This window comes from Pseudomonas sp. HD6422, assembly GCF_025377065.1.
GTDB lineage: Bacteria > Pseudomonadota > Gammaproteobacteria > Pseudomonadales > Pseudomonadaceae > Aquipseudomonas > Aquipseudomonas putida_U.
In genome coordinates, this window is record NZ_JAHWIW010000042.1 from 1 (window position 1) to 15,978 (window position 15,978).

General features: G+C 61.7%; 17 protein-coding genes and 6 pseudogenes. 9 read left to right on the top strand and 14 right to left on the bottom strand.

What is annotated here, in order from left to right; translation table 11 throughout:
* A pseudogene (locus KY379_RS23595) lies at positions 1 to 255 on the bottom strand (hypothetical protein); the annotation flags it as partial.
* Positions 256 to 303: 48 nt separating this feature from the next.
* Between KY379_RS23595 and KY379_RS27520 the strand changes: the two are divergent.
* Positions 304 to 630, top strand: a pseudogene (locus KY379_RS27520) (PAS domain-containing protein); the annotation flags it as partial.
* Positions 625 to 915 (top strand): annotated as a pseudogene (locus tag KY379_RS27525) (methyl-accepting chemotaxis protein); the annotation flags it as partial. The pseudogenes KY379_RS27520 and KY379_RS27525, both read left to right, overlap by 6 nt.
* A 60-nt stretch (positions 916 to 975) precedes the next feature.
* On the opposite strand, the gene KY379_RS23610 reads toward KY379_RS27525, so the two are convergent.
* The 4 genes and pseudogenes from KY379_RS23610 to KY379_RS23625 form a co-directional block, all read right to left on the bottom strand.
* Positions 976 to 1,674, bottom strand: a complete 699-nt coding sequence (locus tag KY379_RS23610) for an anti-sigma factor domain-containing protein (RefSeq protein ID WP_133329232.1) — start codon at positions 1,672 to 1,674, stop codon at positions 976 to 978.
* Positions 1,671 to 2,219: a sigma-70 family RNA polymerase sigma factor gene (locus KY379_RS23615; RefSeq protein WP_133329230.1), complete on the bottom strand. Its 549-nt coding sequence runs from the start codon at positions 2,217 to 2,219 to the stop codon at positions 1,671 to 1,673. Before KY379_RS23615 ends, KY379_RS23610 begins: the two co-directional genes overlap by 4 nt.
* A gap of 102 nt (positions 2,220 to 2,321) precedes the next feature.
* Positions 2,322 to 2,849: a DUF3455 domain-containing protein gene (locus KY379_RS23620; protein ID WP_133329228.1), complete on the bottom strand. Its 528-nt coding sequence runs from the start codon at positions 2,847 to 2,849 to the stop codon at positions 2,322 to 2,324.
* Positions 2,850 to 3,022: 173 nt separating this feature from the next.
* A pseudogene (locus KY379_RS23625) lies at positions 3,023 to 3,139 on the bottom strand (cyclase family protein); the annotation flags it as partial.
* Between the two features lie 289 nt (positions 3,140 to 3,428).
* Between KY379_RS23625 and KY379_RS23630 the strand changes: the two are divergent.
* Together KY379_RS23630 and KY379_RS23635 are read left to right on the top strand one after the other, a co-directional pair.
* Positions 3,429 to 4,037 (top strand): GNAT family N-acetyltransferase, encoded by a 609-nt coding sequence (locus KY379_RS23630; protein WP_261241573.1) that lies wholly within the window; start codon positions 3,429 to 3,431, stop codon positions 4,035 to 4,037.
* On the top strand, positions 4,034 to 4,393 hold the full coding sequence (locus tag KY379_RS23635; protein WP_261241574.1) for a cupin domain-containing protein: 360 nt from the start codon (positions 4,034 to 4,036) through the stop codon (positions 4,391 to 4,393). Before KY379_RS23630 ends, KY379_RS23635 begins: the two co-directional genes overlap by 4 nt.
* A 32-nt stretch (positions 4,394 to 4,425) precedes the next feature.
* On the opposite strand, the pseudogene KY379_RS23640 reads toward KY379_RS23635, so the two are convergent.
* Both KY379_RS23640 and KY379_RS23645 read right to left on the bottom strand, forming a co-directional pair.
* A pseudogene (locus KY379_RS23640) lies at positions 4,426 to 4,548 on the bottom strand (LysR family transcriptional regulator); the annotation flags it as partial.
* Complete coding sequence (locus tag KY379_RS23645; RefSeq protein WP_261241575.1) at positions 4,538 to 5,194, bottom strand: TetR/AcrR family transcriptional regulator; 657 nt, start codon at positions 5,192 to 5,194, stop codon at positions 4,538 to 4,540. The pseudogene KY379_RS23640 and the gene KY379_RS23645, both read right to left, overlap by 11 nt.
* A 125-nt stretch (positions 5,195 to 5,319) precedes the next feature.
* Between KY379_RS23645 and KY379_RS23650 the strand changes: the two genes are divergently transcribed.
* Positions 5,320 to 7,356, top strand: a complete 2,037-nt coding sequence (locus KY379_RS23650; RefSeq protein WP_261241577.1) for an NADH:flavin oxidoreductase — start codon at positions 5,320 to 5,322, stop codon at positions 7,354 to 7,356.
* 233 nt (positions 7,357 to 7,589) lie between these two features.
* Here KY379_RS23650 and KY379_RS23655 read toward each other — a convergent pair.
* Positions 7,590 to 7,817, bottom strand: a pseudogene (locus KY379_RS23655) (LysR family transcriptional regulator); the annotation flags it as partial.
* Between the two features lie 80 nt (positions 7,818 to 7,897).
* Here KY379_RS23655 and KY379_RS23660 point away from each other — a divergent pair.
* Entirely contained in the window at positions 7,898 to 8,530 is a 633-nt protein-coding gene (locus KY379_RS23660; RefSeq protein ID WP_230385413.1) for a TetR/AcrR family transcriptional regulator, read from the top strand.
* A 48-nt stretch (positions 8,531 to 8,578) separates the two neighbouring features.
* Entirely contained in the window at positions 8,579 to 9,562 is a 984-nt protein-coding gene (locus KY379_RS23665) for an MDR family oxidoreductase (RefSeq protein WP_133329156.1), read from the top strand.
* 49 nt (positions 9,563 to 9,611) lie between these two features.
* Here KY379_RS23665 and KY379_RS23670 read toward each other — a convergent pair whose 3' ends face one another.
* From KY379_RS23670 to KY379_RS23695, 6 genes are all read right to left on the bottom strand, one after another.
* Entirely contained in the window at positions 9,612 to 10,253 is a 642-nt protein-coding gene (locus tag KY379_RS23670; RefSeq protein ID WP_133329154.1) for a hypothetical protein, read from the bottom strand.
* Entirely contained in the window at positions 10,250 to 11,056 is an 807-nt protein-coding gene (locus KY379_RS23675; protein WP_133329152.1) for an SDR family oxidoreductase, read from the bottom strand. The genes KY379_RS23670 and KY379_RS23675 overlap by 4 nt, the downstream gene beginning before the upstream one ends.
* Positions 11,043 to 11,723 carry a TenA family transcriptional regulator gene (locus KY379_RS23680; protein ID WP_261241580.1) on the bottom strand — a complete coding sequence of 227 codons (681 nt, stop codon included), beginning with the start codon at positions 11,721 to 11,723 and terminating at the stop codon, positions 11,043 to 11,045. Before KY379_RS23680 ends, KY379_RS23675 begins: the two co-directional genes overlap by 14 nt.
* Before the next feature lie 8 nt (positions 11,724 to 11,731).
* Positions 11,732 to 13,195: an AMP-binding protein gene (locus KY379_RS23685; protein ID WP_196172481.1), complete on the bottom strand. Its 1,464-nt coding sequence runs from the start codon at positions 13,193 to 13,195 to the stop codon at positions 11,732 to 11,734.
* Between the two features lie 206 nt (positions 13,196 to 13,401).
* Positions 13,402 to 13,824, bottom strand: a complete 423-nt coding sequence (locus KY379_RS23690) for a DUF6691 family protein (RefSeq protein WP_133329145.1) — start codon at positions 13,822 to 13,824, stop codon at positions 13,402 to 13,404.
* Position 13,825: 1 nt separating this feature from the next.
* Positions 13,826 to 14,263, bottom strand: a complete 438-nt coding sequence (locus KY379_RS23695; RefSeq protein WP_261241582.1) for a YeeE/YedE family protein — start codon at positions 14,261 to 14,263, stop codon at positions 13,826 to 13,828.
* Between the two features lie 318 nt (positions 14,264 to 14,581).
* Between KY379_RS23695 and KY379_RS23700 the strand changes: the two genes are divergently transcribed.
* Positions 14,582 to 15,277 (top strand): 3-oxoacid CoA-transferase subunit A, encoded by a 696-nt coding sequence (locus KY379_RS23700; protein ID WP_133329141.1) that lies wholly within the window; start codon positions 14,582 to 14,584, stop codon positions 15,275 to 15,277.
* 8 nt (positions 15,278 to 15,285) lie between these two features.
* Entirely contained in the window at positions 15,286 to 15,927 is a 642-nt protein-coding gene (locus KY379_RS23705; RefSeq protein WP_133329139.1) for a 3-oxoacid CoA-transferase subunit B, read from the top strand.
* The last annotated feature ends 51 nt before the right edge of the window (positions 15,928 to 15,978 follow it).

Consider the following 15,978-nt stretch of genomic DNA (forward strand, 5'->3'; position numbering starts at 1 on the left):
TAAGGGCGCGCAGTTCGCACGCCTCGCTATCCCTCCCCGCACTAAAGTACGGGGTATCTCGCGGAGAAAACCGATGATGGTGCTGGAGTAGCGCTGGGAAATCCGCTCACCTTCCAGCAGAGCCACTGAACTGGCCGCCTGGCCAATCATCTGCCGCAGAGGGATAACACCGGGCCGTGCTTCGTCCAGCACCAGCGCGGTGATGTCGCCGATGCGGGGCAGGCGCTGCGAGACATCCATGAGCAGCAGTTGCATATCCAGGAGCTGCAACTGAACGCTGAACGTTTCGACATTTCCCGCGAGATGCTCCACGACGGCCTGTGGGATATCGAGGTGGTGGCCGGCGACCCGGCCAACCCGAGCAACACCATCTGGTGGTCGTCGCAGATGCGCAGGCTGCTTGGTTGCAACACCGTCGAGGAATTCCCCAACACCTTGGAAAGCTGGACCTCACGCCTGCCCCCCGACGACAGCGCCGGTGCCATCGCTGCGTTTATCGCCCATGTCGACGATCGCAGCGGCAACACCCCGTTCGATGTGGAGTACCGGCTTCGGCACCAGAGCGGCGCCTATCGCTGGTTCCGCGGCCGTGGGCAAACACGCCGTGGTCAGGATGGCGCGCCGTTGCGGGTAGTAGGGGCTATAACTGACATCCATGCCCGCCATGAAGAAAGCACCATCCGCGAGGCACAGGCGCAACAGCATCAGGTAATGCAGGATACCCTTGGCAAAATCACCCACATCGTCGCCACCATCCAAGGTATCGCCAGCCAGACCAACCTGCTGGCGTTGAACGCCGCCATCGAAGCAGCACGCGCAGGTGAAGCCGGCCGTGGTTTTGCCGTGGTCGCAGACGAAGTGCGCAAGCTAGCCACACGTACCAGCCAGGCGACCCAGCAAGCGGCACAGATGATCGACAGCTAGGGGTGATCGCGTCCGCTTGAAAATACGCGGACACCATCGCCCCTAAAGCAGTCAGATCACTTTTACCGCGCGGCCAATGAACTTCACCGGCCCCGTAGGCAGGCCGGTAGGCGAACCGCCAGATTTCTCCAGTGTCAGTTCGAACAATTGATTGGCCTCTAGCGGTGGCAGGCTCTCTAGCGGAACACGATAGAGCTCCCCAGGTTTGACCAGGCCCAATGAAACCGGTGCTTGCCACTGTTCGCCCTTGGTCCAGAACTGAAGGGCCATGCCTTCGGGGACAGCATCCCGGCCAAGCGGGATCAGCTCAATCATGCGGCTATCGCTGGTCTGCACCACCCAGCCGGCGGTTTGGCTGTTCGGCGCCACCAATACCACCACGAACTGGGTGGGCGGCGGGGGCGCAGTAAGCAATGTGAACGCCAGGACCGCGCTTGCAGCCAGCCCCGCTGCACTCAGCCCTTGCCACAGGCCGAGGCGTCGCCACCATCTAACTCGCTGTTGCGCGGCAGGTGCGGCCAGTTCATTCAGGCTGCGCTGGATGCGGCCCCACAGGCGGGCGCTTGGTGGTTGTGGCGCAGCCAGCGCGGTCAGCTCCAGCAAACGTGCTTCCCAGGCATTCACTGCGGCGCGCAAAGCCGAGTCGCTGACCAGGCGCTCGGTCACTGTGGCGTGTTGCTGTGGCGACAGGGTTCCCAGCACGAACTCGCCGGCGAGGCTGTCCAGTTCCTCGGCAGTATCCGGCTTCATTCCAGGCACTCCCGCAATGCCTTGAGGCTGCGCTTGATCCAAGCTTTGACGGTGCCCAATGGCGCCCCCAGCAGCCCGGCGATTTCGGCGTGGCTGCAGCCGTCCACATAGGCGTGCAGGATGCAACGCTGTGGTGCAGGCTGCAGCTTTTCAAGGCAACGGTAGATCTTCGCCGACCCTGACCAGAGGTCAACGTCATCGAATCCCCCGTGCAATGTGGGCGTCGTATCCATATCGGCTTCGTCCAGTACGGTTTCACGGCGTGAATCGCGGACCGAATTCAGTGCCAGGTGTCGGGTGATGCTGTAGATCCAGCCGCGCGCAGAGCCGCGTGCGGGGTCGAAGCTGGCGGAGCGGGTCCAGATACGGATAAAGGCATCGTGGACGATGTCTTCTGCGCTGGCGTCGTCACGCGCGATGCGCCGGGCAACGCCCAGCAGGCGCGCGCCTTCGTGGTCGTAAAGCGCCTGCAGGGCACGCCGGTCACCCTGTGCGCAGGCCTCCAGGCAGCGGTGGAAGTCGAAGGGGGCGACAGGCGAGTTCAACGTGTGCAGCTTCCTTGTGTCATGCAAGGTTCCCCGGCCATCCAGCCGGGGGCTTGCCAACGAGCATAGATGAAGATTGCAAGGTGTCTGCTCAAGTGCGTCTTACTTGGCTGTCCAGAACACATAGTCGGCCTGATACTTGACGAACTGCCTAGCACCTTTGTTCTGCGCCGTACAGTCGCTTGCCGGCGCCACGCCGCCGCGGGTGGCCAGGCGCTGGATGTAGCTGACGCCCTGCATGGCGCCCTCGCCTTCGGCCATGTTGGCCTTGACCAGTTGATAAGGTATAGCGCCCTTGTCTGCAGGTGCCACCGCCACCTGGGTACCGGTGACTTTTGATCCATCCTTGGCCTGCCAGGTGGCGGGTGGGCCGAAGTAGTCGCCCACCTGCCTACCGGCACGGTCATTGAGCGCGGCCTTGGGGCCTACGAAGGTCCATTCGGTCTGGCCGGGGGTATTGGCCTTGTCGCGGCACTCGTAGGTGATCTCGCCGACGCCGACGGTCTCGAGCAAGACGCGATGACCATCGGGGACCTTGACCGCATCTGGCAGTGCGGTTTGGGCGTGAGCGGGTTGCAGCGCCAGGGCGAGGCAACAGGCGAGCAGGCAGACGGTGGGTTTGAGGCTCATGGGTAGTGCTCCTGACAGGTCATTTGGCTGGGCAGTCACAGGCCGCCCATAAGCAATACCCACCAACGGCCGGACTGGATGCACTGAATGGGTAAAAAACTGGTTTCGCCCATCAGGACCGACCGCTAACGACCCAAAGCTGCCCTTCAGACCTAATGCCTGCTGACGCCTGTTCAACTATCGGTCGGCTCCTCCAGGATCGCCACCGCTCGCACAAAACCCGCTGAGGCGCGTCGAATCTTGTAGGGGAAGGAACTGACCAGGAACCCACGATTGGGCAGGAGCTCCAGGTATCGGTTCCGACCACGTCAATTCTGCCTCGACCTCTGCCGCCGTGAACCAGCAGCTTGGCCTGCTCCGTCAGCGGTTGGCGGAGCCAGGCCAAGGCTGGATCGGTCGCCAGCTGAGTATTTTTCGATGGTCGGTATCTTCTACCGAGATACCTGGTCTGGAACGACCTGCTCTGTTGTCGCACACCGTTCGGATCGTGTCGCGTAGAGCATGCTGCCGCCCCGATAGACCGCCTACCCTGCCTCCCTGTCAAAGGCGTAAACCAGAAAAAAGCTGACAACACCCGCCATGGGAGCACTGCTCGTGCCTATCGATTTCAGACCCGCCCAAGCCTCGGACGCGCAAGACATCGCGCGTTTCTTCCAAGTGACATCGGAAGGCATGGCCGATTACATATGGAGCAAGCTCGCCGCCCCCGGAGAGACATTGCTCAGTGTCGGTACCTCTCGCTATGCCAGGGAACAGGGCGACTTTTCTTACAAAAACTGCCTGATGGCCACTTTCGAAGGGCGCGTCATCGGCATGATGCATAGCTACGCCTTACGCGCGGTCGAGGACAGACCGGTGGAGACCGACCCGGTCCTCGCGCCTTATGCCGACATGGAAATACCCGATACCTTATACATATCCAGCCTGGCGCTGGATGAGGCTTGGCGGAACCAGGGGCTGGGCGTCCAGTTTCTGCATCACGCCCAGCAGCGCGCCGATGACGCTGGCCTCGATGGGCTGTGCCTGATCGATTACGCGGAAAACCACGGTGCACGCCGCTTCTACGAACGGCACGGTTTCCAGATTGTTAAAACCTGCCAGATCGTGCCGCACCCGATGCTGGGCGTAACCGGTGAAGCCTATTTGATGTATCGCCCTACTCACAACCTACTCGAGAACAAACGATGAGCCAGAAACTGACCGTGTTCCGCGAACTGGATATCCAACCGCTGCGCGACCTTCCCTTCTTTGAAGAGATCGTCGACGGTACCCCTCATACGCTCACGTCCAAGTACTATCACGATGAACAACAAGGTCGCATTTCCGGAGAATGGGAAGCCACCACCGGGGCGTGGCGCATCGACTACAAAGTCTGGGAGTTCTGCCATGTGCTGAGCGGGCGCTGCGTCATTGAACTGGAGGGTCGCTCCCCGGTAACGCTGGCCGCAGGCGACACGTTCATCATCGAGCCGGGTGCCAAAGGCAAATGGACCGTAGTGGAAGACATGAAAAAGAACTTCGTGATTATCGTGCCTGCGAACTAGGCCCAGGGGTGCGCTTGGCGGCAAAGATCCAGCTAACAACGCCCCCGAAAATACTCACCGAGAAACTCCACCGTCACTTTCACCTTCGCCGAATTGAGCAACGGCGAGGTGTGCACGGCCCAGATGTCTGCCGGCTGTCGGTACTCACCGAGCACGGCCGTCCAGATCCGCACTGCTGAAACCGTTGCGTTGACAGAAGCGCTGCAACTCACGGGCTTCGGGCTCCCTGCCCGTGAAGATTCTCAGGTACTCGGGGATGTAGCGCATGCGCTCGCTCAGCGTCTCCTGGGTCTTCATGCTGATATAGCCGATTTGCGTGAGATAGATCGAACGTGCACGGGTAACCGCAGCATCCTGGTCAAAACCGAAACGCTCGAACATCTGCCGCAGCGCCTCGACCCGTTGGGCGTCGGCCTGGCTGATTTCCTGCGCCACTTCAGCGGACTGCAGCGCCCAACTGCGCATGGCGAACTCGAACTGCGAGTCGAACAACTCGCTGTTCAGCCAGCAATCGAAAACGTTGAGTATCGCCTCGGTGATGAACTCGGCATAAGCCTCGGATTGGGCAATGAGGTTGAAGGTGTTCTTGCCTTTCCAGCGTTCGATCAGGGCGCCGAGCAAGGCATCGCGGTCTTCGAAGAACCAGTAGAAGCTGGTGCGCGACACATTCAGTTTTTTCGCCAGCGGCATGACTCGCACGGCCTCTACACCTGACTCCGTCAGGCTTTCGTAGGCCGCATCGAGCCACCCTTCCAACGAGCTTCGGCCGGTCGGCTCCGCCATTTTGGTGGTCGCTTTCATGGGTGATGCTTCCCTGTTCAGATGCGCTGTTGGTGGTCGATTGTACACCAGTGTCAATAATGTTGACACTGGTGTACAGCCAGCCTATTGTCGGCCAAGCCTGATGACCTGTTTGCGAGACCGATATGAAAAACGATCCGCTACTTCAGCCTTATCGCCTCAAGCATCTGACCTTGCGCAACCGCATCATCACCACGTCGCACGAACCGGCTTACCCGGAAGACGGGATGCCGAAGAAGCTCTACCGTGCCTACCACGTCGAGCGGGCGAAAGCCGGGGTAGCCATGACCATGACCGCAGGCTCGGCGGCGATCTCCCGTGACAGCCCACCTGTGTTCAACAACATTCTGGCGTACAAGGACGAAGTGGTCGGATGGCTCAAGGACCTCACCGACGAGTGCCACGAACACGGCGCAGCGGTGATGATCCAGCTCACTCACCTGGGCCGGCGGACACGCTGGGACAAGGGCGACTGGTTACCGGTGGTGTCACCCTCGCACAATCAGGAACCCGCCCACCGCGCCTTTCCCAAGCAACTCGAACCCTGGGACATCGAGCGCATCATCCGCGACTACGCCGATGCCGCCGAACGCATGAAAGCCGCCGGCCTGGACGGCATCGAGCTGCAAGCCTACGGCCATCTGATGGATCAGTTCTGGTCACCCCTGACCAACGAACTGGAAGGGCCATATGGCGGCTCGCTGGATAACCGTCTGCGCTTCACGTTCGATGTGCTCACCGCCATTCGCCAGCGCGTGGGCGCAGAATTCATCGTCGGCATTCGCTACACCGGGGACGAAATCCTGACCGGCGGACTGACCAAAGAGGAAGGCCTGCAGATCTCCCAACGGCTCAAAGACAGCGGCATGATCGACTTCCTGAATGTGATTCGCGGTAATATCGCCACCGACGCCGGGCTGACTGACGTCATTCCGGTCCAGGGCATGCGCAATGCCCCGCACCTGGACTTTGCCGGCGAGATCAAGGCGCTGACCGGCTTCCCGACCTTCCATGCCGCGAAGATCCCCGACGTGGCCACGGCGCGCCATGCCATTGCCTCGGGGTTGGTGGACATGGTCGGGATGACCCGCGCGCACATGACCGACCCCCATATCGTGCGCAAGATCATCGAAGGTCGCGAAGACGATATCCGCCCTTGCGTCGGCGCCAACTATTGCCTGGACCGTATCTACAACGGCGGCGCGGCCTACTGCATCCACAACGCCGCGACCGGGCGCGAAACCACCATGCCTCATGAAATACCCAAGGCTACCCAGAAGCGCAAATTCGTGATTGTCGGTGCAGGCCCCGGAGGCCTGGAAGCGGCACGCGTGGCAGCAGAGCGCGGCCACGAGGTGGTGGTGTACGAGTTGGCAGACAAGCCCGGCGGACAGATTCGCCTGACCGCGCAGTCCGAGCGGCGCAAGGAGATGATCAGCATCATCGATTGGCGCATGGCGCAATGCGAGCGCCTTGGCGTGACCTTTCACTTCAATACCTGGGCCGACACCGCGATCATTCTCGATGAGGGCCCCGACGTGGTGATCGTGGCCACCGGAGGGATGGCGCACACCGAGGTGCTGGAGCAAGGCAATCAGTTCCTGGTATCAAGCTGGGACATCATCTCCGGCGACGTGAAGCCTGGGCGCAATGTGCTGGTTTACGACGATGCGGGCGACCACGCGGGCCTGCAAGCCGCCGAATTCATCGCCCGCAGCGGCGCCAGGACCGAAATCATGACTCCCGACCGCTCGTTCGCGCCTGAAGTCATGGGCATGAACCTGGTTCCGTACATGCGCTCGTTGCAGCAACTCGACACCACCTTTACCGTCACTTACCGGCTCAAGGCGGTGGAACAACAAGGCGACCAATTGCTGGCCACGATCGGCACCGATTACAGCGAACTGACCAGAACACGCCTGGTGGATCAGGTAGTGGTCAACCATGGTACCCGGCCGCTGGACGAGCTGTACTTCGACCTCAAACCCCTGGCCAGCAACGAAGGCGCCGTGGAGTACATGGACCTGATCGTCGGCAAGCCACAAACCAAGGCCAGCAACCCCCAAGGGCGCTTCCAGTTGTTCCGCATTGGCGATGCCGTGGCGTCGCGCAACACCCACGCCGCTATTTACGATGCCCTGCGACTGGTCAAGGACCTCTAGGCGCTTATTGACATCGCGAGAAACCCAGTGCCCGGCCGGTACTCGATAGCGTGCCCTGGGTGATCTCGTACAGCACCTGGTCAGCCAGTGGCAGCCCGGGAGTTCAACTGCGTGATTGGGACAACTAAATCCTTATGCTTGAATCAATAAAAAACGCCCCAAAGGGTAATGCCAGTCAGTTAAGGTCTCATGCTCATCTATTGGGGCCGCGTTGCGGCCCTTCGCGGGTAATCCGACTCCCTGACCACAGGGAAGTAAGCCTTGCCCGCCTCGGTAAGTTCGAGGCCCCGTGGCAGACGCTTGAAAAGCGCAACCCCTAACTGGGACTCCAGCGCCTTCACCTGCTGACTGATCGCCGCTTGCGTAAGATTGAGCTCTTCGGCGGCATGGGTGAAGTTCAGCATTCGGGCAGAAACTTCGAATGCTCGAAGCCAGTTCAGGGGAGGTAAACGCTTTTTCATACGGCATCCAACGCTAGGCTCATCGGGAGTCGAATCGCTTCGTGATTGACATTAGAGACGAACAGTCTAAATTACAACGCATGAATAGCTCCCAACCCACACCTCGAAGAGGCCGTCCCCCAAAAGTTGCGCGTGAGCACGGCGAAACGCTCGAACTGCTGTTGCGCTGCGGCATGGAAATCCTCACCGAACAAGGCTTTGCCGCTACCGGCATCGATACCGTGCTCAAACGGGTCCAGGTACCCAAGGGCTCGTTCTATCACTATTTCGACAGTAAAGAAGCGTTCGGCCAAGCGGTACTTCAGCGCTATGCCGACTATTTCGCTCGAAAGCTCGATCGCTGTTTCGGCGACCTGAGCGTGTCGCCGCTGGGAAGGCTGTCCAATTTCGTCGAAGAGGCGAAAGTGGGGATGGCCAGGTACCAGTTCCGAAGAGGTTGCCTGGTCGGCAACCTTGGCCAAGAGGTATTGGTGCTGCCAGACAGCTTCCGCGAACAGTTGGAGCTGACCTTGCAGGACTGGGAGCTGCGTTTGTCGGCCTGCCTGGAGGACGCGGTGAAGCACGCAGAAGTGTCTTGCGAGCATGACTGCAAGGCCCTCGCGGCCTATTTCTGGGTGGGTTGGGAGGGTGCCGTGCTGCGCGCAAGACTGGCGCAGAATGTCCGCCCCCTGGACATTTTCTTTCAAGGCTTTCTGTCAGGAATCACGCGCTGATTCCTCTCGGCCAATTTAAAGACAATCGGTCTAAAAAAAGGATGAACCATGTTCAAAGCCATACTTATCGAAAAGCTGGACGACCAGTACTCTGCCCGACTCACCGAGTTACAGGACGATCAGCTCCCCTGCACAAGCGTGACGGTGAAGGTGAACTACAGCACCTTGAACTACAAGGATGCGCTCGCAATTACCGGCAAAGGGCCGGTTGTCCGTCAATTTCCGATGGTGCCAGGCATTGATCTCGCGGGCATCGTAGAGGCGAGTGACGATCCTCGATACCAACCTGGCGACCGCGTATTGCTCAATGGCTGGGGGGTGGGCGAAAGCCATTGGGGCGGACTTGCACAAAAAGCGCGGTTGAACGGTGACTGGCTGATCCCTCACCCCAAGCGCCTGAGCGAACGCCAGAGCATGGCTATCGGCACCGCTGGGTACACCGCCATGCTGTGCCTGATGGCGCTGGAGCGCCACGGCTTGAAGCCTTCCGATGGACCGGTGTTGGTCACAGGCGCCACAGGCGGCGTCGGCAGCTTTGCCATCAGCCTTTTGGCCGGTGCCGGGTATGACGTCATTGCAGCCACAGGTAAAGCCAGCGAAGCGGCTTATCTGGAAAGCCTGGGTGCGAGGAGCATCATCGATCGCGCTGAGCTCTCAGCCCCAGGACGCCCATTGGCGAAAGAAAAATGGGCGGCTGTCATCGATTCGGTTGGCAGCCATACGCTGGCCAATGCCTGCGCGAGCACGATGTCCGAAGGCTTGGTCGCCGCCTGTGGACTGGCTCAGGGTATGGATTTTCCGGCAACCGTTGCGCCTTTCATTCTCCGCGGGGTAAGCCTGCTCGGCATCAACAGCGTCACCCAGCCCTTCGAGCGGCGTGTCGAAGCCTGGGACAGGCTGTCGACTCAGTTGAACCTCGACGCATTATCCCTGATGACCCGAGAAATTAGCCTCGGGCAGGCGATTGCAGCTGCTTCTGATTTGATGGATGGCAAGATCCGTGGCCGGCTGGTCGTGGACGTCAACGGCTAGCAAGGCGGCCTGATGCGCTGCATCAGGCCGATGCAGCGCAGCCTCCACCTCAGTCCTGCTTGTCCTTGATGGCCTTGAGCAGCGCATCGATATCGCTGCGCCGCCCCTGGTCCGCCAACTCACGCCCTGGCCTTGCAGGCGCCTGCAAGGCTTTCTGCAAAGCCGCGGTGGCCTCCGGGTAGCGCTTTTGCCGGTACAGGTGATTACCCCAGAAGTAATTGCTGTCGATCCCATTGGGGTTGATCTGCAACGCCTTGCGCAGCAACTCGTCGGCCTTGTCGGCATCACCGAAACCGATCGGCCAGCCCGGCACCTGGTCGTACAACGTGCCCAGGCTGGTATAGGCGGACCCTTGCAGAGCGTTGGGGTCCAGCTTGATCGCCTGTTCCAGGCTGGCTTTCGCCGCCTTGACCTTGCCCAGCGCTCCCAGCCCCCCGACCGCACCTGCCCAACTGCTGTTGATGATGCCTTCCCAGATCAACGGTTCAGGCGTGTCCGGGTAACGTCGAACGAACGTCGCCGCGTCGCCAGCAAGTGCTTCGAACGCATCGGCACGCTGGTCCTTGGGCAATTGGTACTGGATTTTCGCCCAACGTGACTGCAGGTCACTGAGCTGTTGGCTGCCGGCTTGATCCAGTGCCCAGGTGAACGGGGCGAATGCCAGCAGGCTGGCGATGAACAGGCGCTTCATTTGCTCGACTCCTTGGAATGGCTACCGATATACCGCCGGATCACCGGCAATTGCTTGCGCAGCGCACGATCGACGACCCCTGGCAACATGCCGTTGATGCGCACGAACAACTTCTCCGGCCAGCCCAGATAGAGCTCGCTGCGTTCGGACACCATGGCATCGAGCACGGCCCGAGCGACATCGGCGGGATCGTCCATGCCGACTTTCAGTGCCTGGTTGAGCGCCGTCGCGGCACTGCTGTTCATGCTCGTGCGGGTGGCCCGAGGCGCGGCATACACCACGTTCACGGTGGTGTCGGCCAACTCGCGGCGCAAGGCCTCGGAAAAGCCACGCAGCGCGAATTTGCTGGCGCAATAACTGGTGTAACCCGGATAGCCTATCGAGCCATAGGTGGACCCGACATTGACCACCAACGCCTTGGGCTGGGCCCGCAGCAGCGGCAGACAGGCACGGGTCAACTGCAGCGGCGCCTTGAGGTTGATGTCCAGCAACTCGTCCAATGCGTACTCGTCCAGTTGATCGAGCAAGGCGAAACGATTGACCCCGGCGGCGTTGATCAGAACGTTGAACCCGCCCATTTCGCGGGCCCGACTGATGACTTCGTCACGGCCCTGCTGGCTGCGCAGGTCGGCGCTCTGCCAGCGCAGACGCTCCGGGTAGCGGTTCATCAGGCTTGCCAGTTTGCCAAGGTGCCGGCTCACCGCCAGCACCCGCGCCCCTGCGGCGCACAGTTGCTCGGCCAACTCCAGGCCGATGCCACCGCTGGCTCCGGTGAGCAACACCACCGATTCAGACAAACGCATGGTTCACCTCTGATTGGCCCGCACGCGGCAAGCCTTCGAACATCTCGGTATACAGCCGGTACACCACCTTGGCCGCGTGGATCACCGCCTGGTGGTCATCGACCGCCTCGAGCCGGTCCATCAGCCGCTTGTAGGTGACCATGTGGTCTTGGTCCAGGGCGCCATGGGAGCTGAGATAGCTGAACGCGGTGTCCGGAAGGCCGAGGCTGTTCTGGATCGCGCCGGCGGCATGGGTCGCCAGGGCGATGCTGGTGCCTTCGAGAACGTTGACCATGCCGAACAGCCCCACGGGGTTGCCGCGGGCGATCAGGTCATACAGATAGGCAACCATCAGTTCGATCGGCAAGGCGGGTCGGCCGTCACGCACCGCCTCCCAGTCGCCGCCGCAGGCCTTGATGTCGTTGAGGATCCACTGCTCGTGGCCATACTCTTCCTCGATGTATTCGCAAACGGCGCCGCGCAACCACTCCAGGCGTGTGGGCAGGCGCGCACCGCAGGCCATCATCAACGGTACGGTATGGCGCACATGATGGTAGGCCTGGGTCAGGAACGCGATGTAGCTTTCCCGGCTGACCTGACCGGCCAGGGCTTCGCGTATCACCGGCACCTCGAACAGGGTTTGGCGTTCGTGACGGGTTTGCAATTGCAGGGTGTCGAAAAAGGACATGGCAGGCCTCACAACGGAATCTCGGACAACAAGGTATGGAATCGCTGCAGGATCGCCTCGCGTCGCGGGCGACCGTTGGCGGTCAGGGTGTTCTCGCCCGGGGACAGCGGGCCGGGCAGTCGCCGCCAGGCATGAACCCTGGCGTAGTCGGGCAAGCTCGCGTTGCAGCGCTGCACGGCCTGTTCGAGGGTGTCATCGCTTGCATCGGGGTCCAGCGGCCAGAGCAGTGCCAGATTGCGCGGCAGCCCTTCACCGTGGACGAAGGCCTGGGCGATCGCGCCGCTCTGGGTCAGTTCGGCTTCCACCCATTCAGGGTTGACGTTGCGGCCAAAGCTGGTGATGAACTGGTGCTTCTTGCGACCGTTCAGGTACAGGTAGCCATCGTCATCCAGGTAGCCCAGGTCGCCCGTAGCCCACCAGGCCGACGACACCGGTGGCTCCCCCAGGTAGCCAAGCAGCACCGAACCTGCGACCAGGACCTCACCATCCTCGGCGACACGCACCTGCACATGGGGCAATGGCTGGCCGACACTGCCTGGGCGTACCGCCCCCGGGCGATTGAGCGCCACTACCGATGCACATTCCGAGAGCCCGTAACCTTCGAACACGGGTAACCGCAGGACCTCGGCCCGGGCCAGCAGGCTGGGCGATACCCGAGCGCCGCCCACCGCGACGAAGCGCAACGCGCCAACTCGCATCAAACCGTGCTCGATCGCCGTCACCAGCCCCATCAACAGTTGCGGCACCAGAATCAGGCTCTGCGCCCCGCTCAGGGCGATGGCGCCCAACAAACGCTTGAAGTCGACCTGGCTGGCCCCGCCCATGCCCAGTTCTGCCTGGGGATACGACAGCACGCTGGCGCCCGCCATCAAGGCGGCATATACGCCCAGGTTCTCCAGCAGAACGCCCAGCGGCAGGACCGTGAGATGGCGCTGTGGCTGACTGGGCCGACTGGCCAGGTGCAGTTCATAGGCGACCCGCAGCATGCTGTCCGCGCTCAGGCAAACGCCTTTGGGCGTACCTGTGCTGCCGGAGGTGTAGGTAATCTTGGCGGTGCCTTCAGGCAGTGCCACCGGTGTCTCGAGCGTGCGCTCCCAGAATGCATCCTGCTTCATGAAGCCAAGCTGCTCGAGCATTTCGTCCCACGGAGCGTGGCAGACGATCTGGCATGCGCCACTCTGTTCGATGCAGTGCCGGACCTGGGACAGGCTGAAGAACGGCGGCACGATCACGCAGGCCCGTCCCGAGACCAACGCCGCCAGGTCCCAGAACAGCAATTGCGGCCCGTTATCCAGTGCCAGCAGCAACGCACCTGGCCGTCGCTGGCGCAGTGTTTCAGCGCGCAGTTCCACCTCAGCGAGCAGTTGCTTGTAGGTGAACCGCTCGTTCGAGCCCTGGACCGCCAGCGCATCGCCCTGCTCACGGGCATGGGCGAACAGCAGTCGCCTGAAACGCTCAAGCTCATGGGACATGGACGGTCTCCTGGCACACGGTGGTCGCGCGCAGACACCGAAGGGCGCCGGTTCCAAGCTCAAGGCAGCCAGGCAAGGGTATGGATTCAGGCAAGTCGTGGGTCATGAAACTCCCCCCGTTTGGGTTGGTGAGGGGAGTATCCGAGCTGAATCTTAAGGCAATCTGAAGTGCTGACCCGGGCGATGCTTACGCTCGCTCATTGACCTCACGGGGCAGCACGAAACGCTTCGACGGCGTTGAACAGCAACATGCCGACCAGCATCGCGGCCACGAACAGCCAGGCCTGCCAGTGACCTGCAGGCAACAACACCAGGGCCGGCCCGGGACAGACGCCCGCCAGCCCCCAGCCAACACCGAATACCAGGCTGCCGCCGATCAGGCGGCGGTCCAGATCGCGCCGGGTGGGCAACTGCATCTTGCCGCCGAGCAACGCCACGTCGTGCCGACGCGCCCAGGCCATGGGCAACAATGCGGCACCGATGGCACCGACCATGACCAAGGCCAGTGACGGATCCCAGCGCCCGGCAAGGTCGAGAAAGCCCAGCACCTTGGCAGGGTTGGCCATGCCTGACAGCAACAAGCCCAGGCCGAACAGCAGTCCTGCCACGAAGGCCATGATCCGTTTCATGTCACGCTCCTCTAAGCAAATGCCGGATGACGTACACGGTGGCGAAACCCGCAGCCATGAAACACACCGTGGCCAGCGCCGACCGGGGCGACAGCCGGGACAGGCCGCACACTCCGTGACCACTGGTGCAGCCGCCGCCATAACGGGTACCCACGCCGACCAGTAGTCCAGCCGCCATCAGCGACCAGGGCGTGGTGCTGAAATCAACGACAGGCATCGCCGAGAACGCTTGCCAGAGCATCGGTGCGGCCAGGATGCCAAGCAAAAAAAACAGCTTCTCCCCCCGCCCCTCCCCTGCGCGCTGCAGCAACGACGCCAGCAAGCCGCTGATGCCAGCGATGCGCCCATTCGCCACCACGAACATTCCCGCCGCCAATCCGATCAGTACGCCACCGGCCAAAGCCGACCAGGGCGTGAATGCGCCCATGTCAACGACCATCTCGCTCTCCTTATCCTACCTGTGGCAAGATTCTGAACCTCTCTACCAGCTGTGTTCAATCGCTGAACACCGACGCGTCACTGCTGTCAGGCGCCGCGACGGGCGCCGGCTGAGCCAGTGCCCGCCGCGATGCCCGCACATCGCACAACCGTTCGATAACCGCACAAATTCCGCGATTCCCTCTCTACTTGTCCCCCTCTCTGCGGCAGGCTATAGCGCAAGTCGACAGACATTTTCCAAGCGCTGACTGGCCCTGTCTTTTCACCGCACGCCGGCCAGTTCGACAATCCATACTCCAGGAAGAACCAGGAGCTCGCTTTGATCAATAAAACATTCGAGTCCATCGCCAGCGCGGTGGAAGGCATTAAAGACGGTTCGACCATCATGGTCGGTGGCTTCGGCACTGCCGGCATGCCGTCCGAGCTCATCGATGCCCTGATCGACACCGGTGCCCGCGATCTGACCATCATCAGCAACAACGCCGGCAACGGTGAAATCGGTCTGGCCGCCCTGCTCAAGGCGGGCAGCGTGCGCAAGGTGGTCTGCTCGTTCCCGCGCCAATCCGACTCCTACGTCTTCGACGAGTTGTACCGGGCCGGCAAGATCGAGCTGGAAGTGGTACCGCAAGGCAATCTGGCCGAGCGTATTCGCGCAGCCGGCTCGGGCATCGGTGCGTTCTTCTCGCCAACCGGTTACGGCACCCTGCTGGCCGAAGGCAAGGAAACCCGTGAGATCGACGGTCGCCAGTACGTCCTGGAAATGCCGCTGCACGCCGACTTCGCCCTGATCAAAGCCTACAAGGGCGACCGCTGGGGCAACCTGGTCTACCGCAAGGCCGCCCGCAATTTCGGCCCGATCATGGCCATGGCAGCCAAGACTGCCATCGCCCAGGTCGACCAGATCGTCGAGCTCGGCGAACTGGACCCGGAACACATCATCACGCCGGGTATTTTCGTTCAGCGCGTGGTCGCCGTTTCCGGGGCTGCCGCATCTTCGATCGCCAACGCTGTCTGAGGCCTGCCATGACCATCACCAAAAAACTGTCCCGCACCGAGATGGCCCAGCGCGTGGCCGCAGACATCCAGGAAGGCGCCTACGTGAACCTGGGCATCGGCGCCCCGACCTTGGTCGCCAACTACCTGGGCGACAAAGAAGTGTTCCTGCACAGCGAGAACGGCCTGTTGGGCATGGGCCCGAGCCCTGCGCCGGGCGAGGAAGACGATGACCTGATCAACGCCGGCAAGCAGCACGTGACCCTGCTAACCGGTGGCGCCTTCTTCCACCACGCCGACTCGTTCTCGATGATGCGTGGCGGCCACCTGGACATCGCCGTCCTGGGCGCCTTCCAGGTATCGGTCAAGGGCGACTTGGCCAACTGGCATACCGGCGCCGAAGGCTCGATCCCTGCCGTGGGCGGTGCGATGGACCTCGCCACCGGTGCCCGTCAGGTGTTCGTGATGATGGACCACCTGACCAAGACCGGCGAGAGCAAGCTGGTGCCTGAGTGCACCTATCCGCTGACCGGCATCGGTTGCGTCAGCCGCATCTACACCGACCTGGCCGTGCTGGAAGTGACGTCCGATGGGCTCAAGGTGATCGAGATCTGCGCTGACATCGACTTCGATGAGCTGCAACGGCTCAGTGGTGTGCCGCTGTACATGTAAACGGCGCAGCGTCGAACAGGTGCCGCTGGCCGACTGGCCAGCGGCACTTGA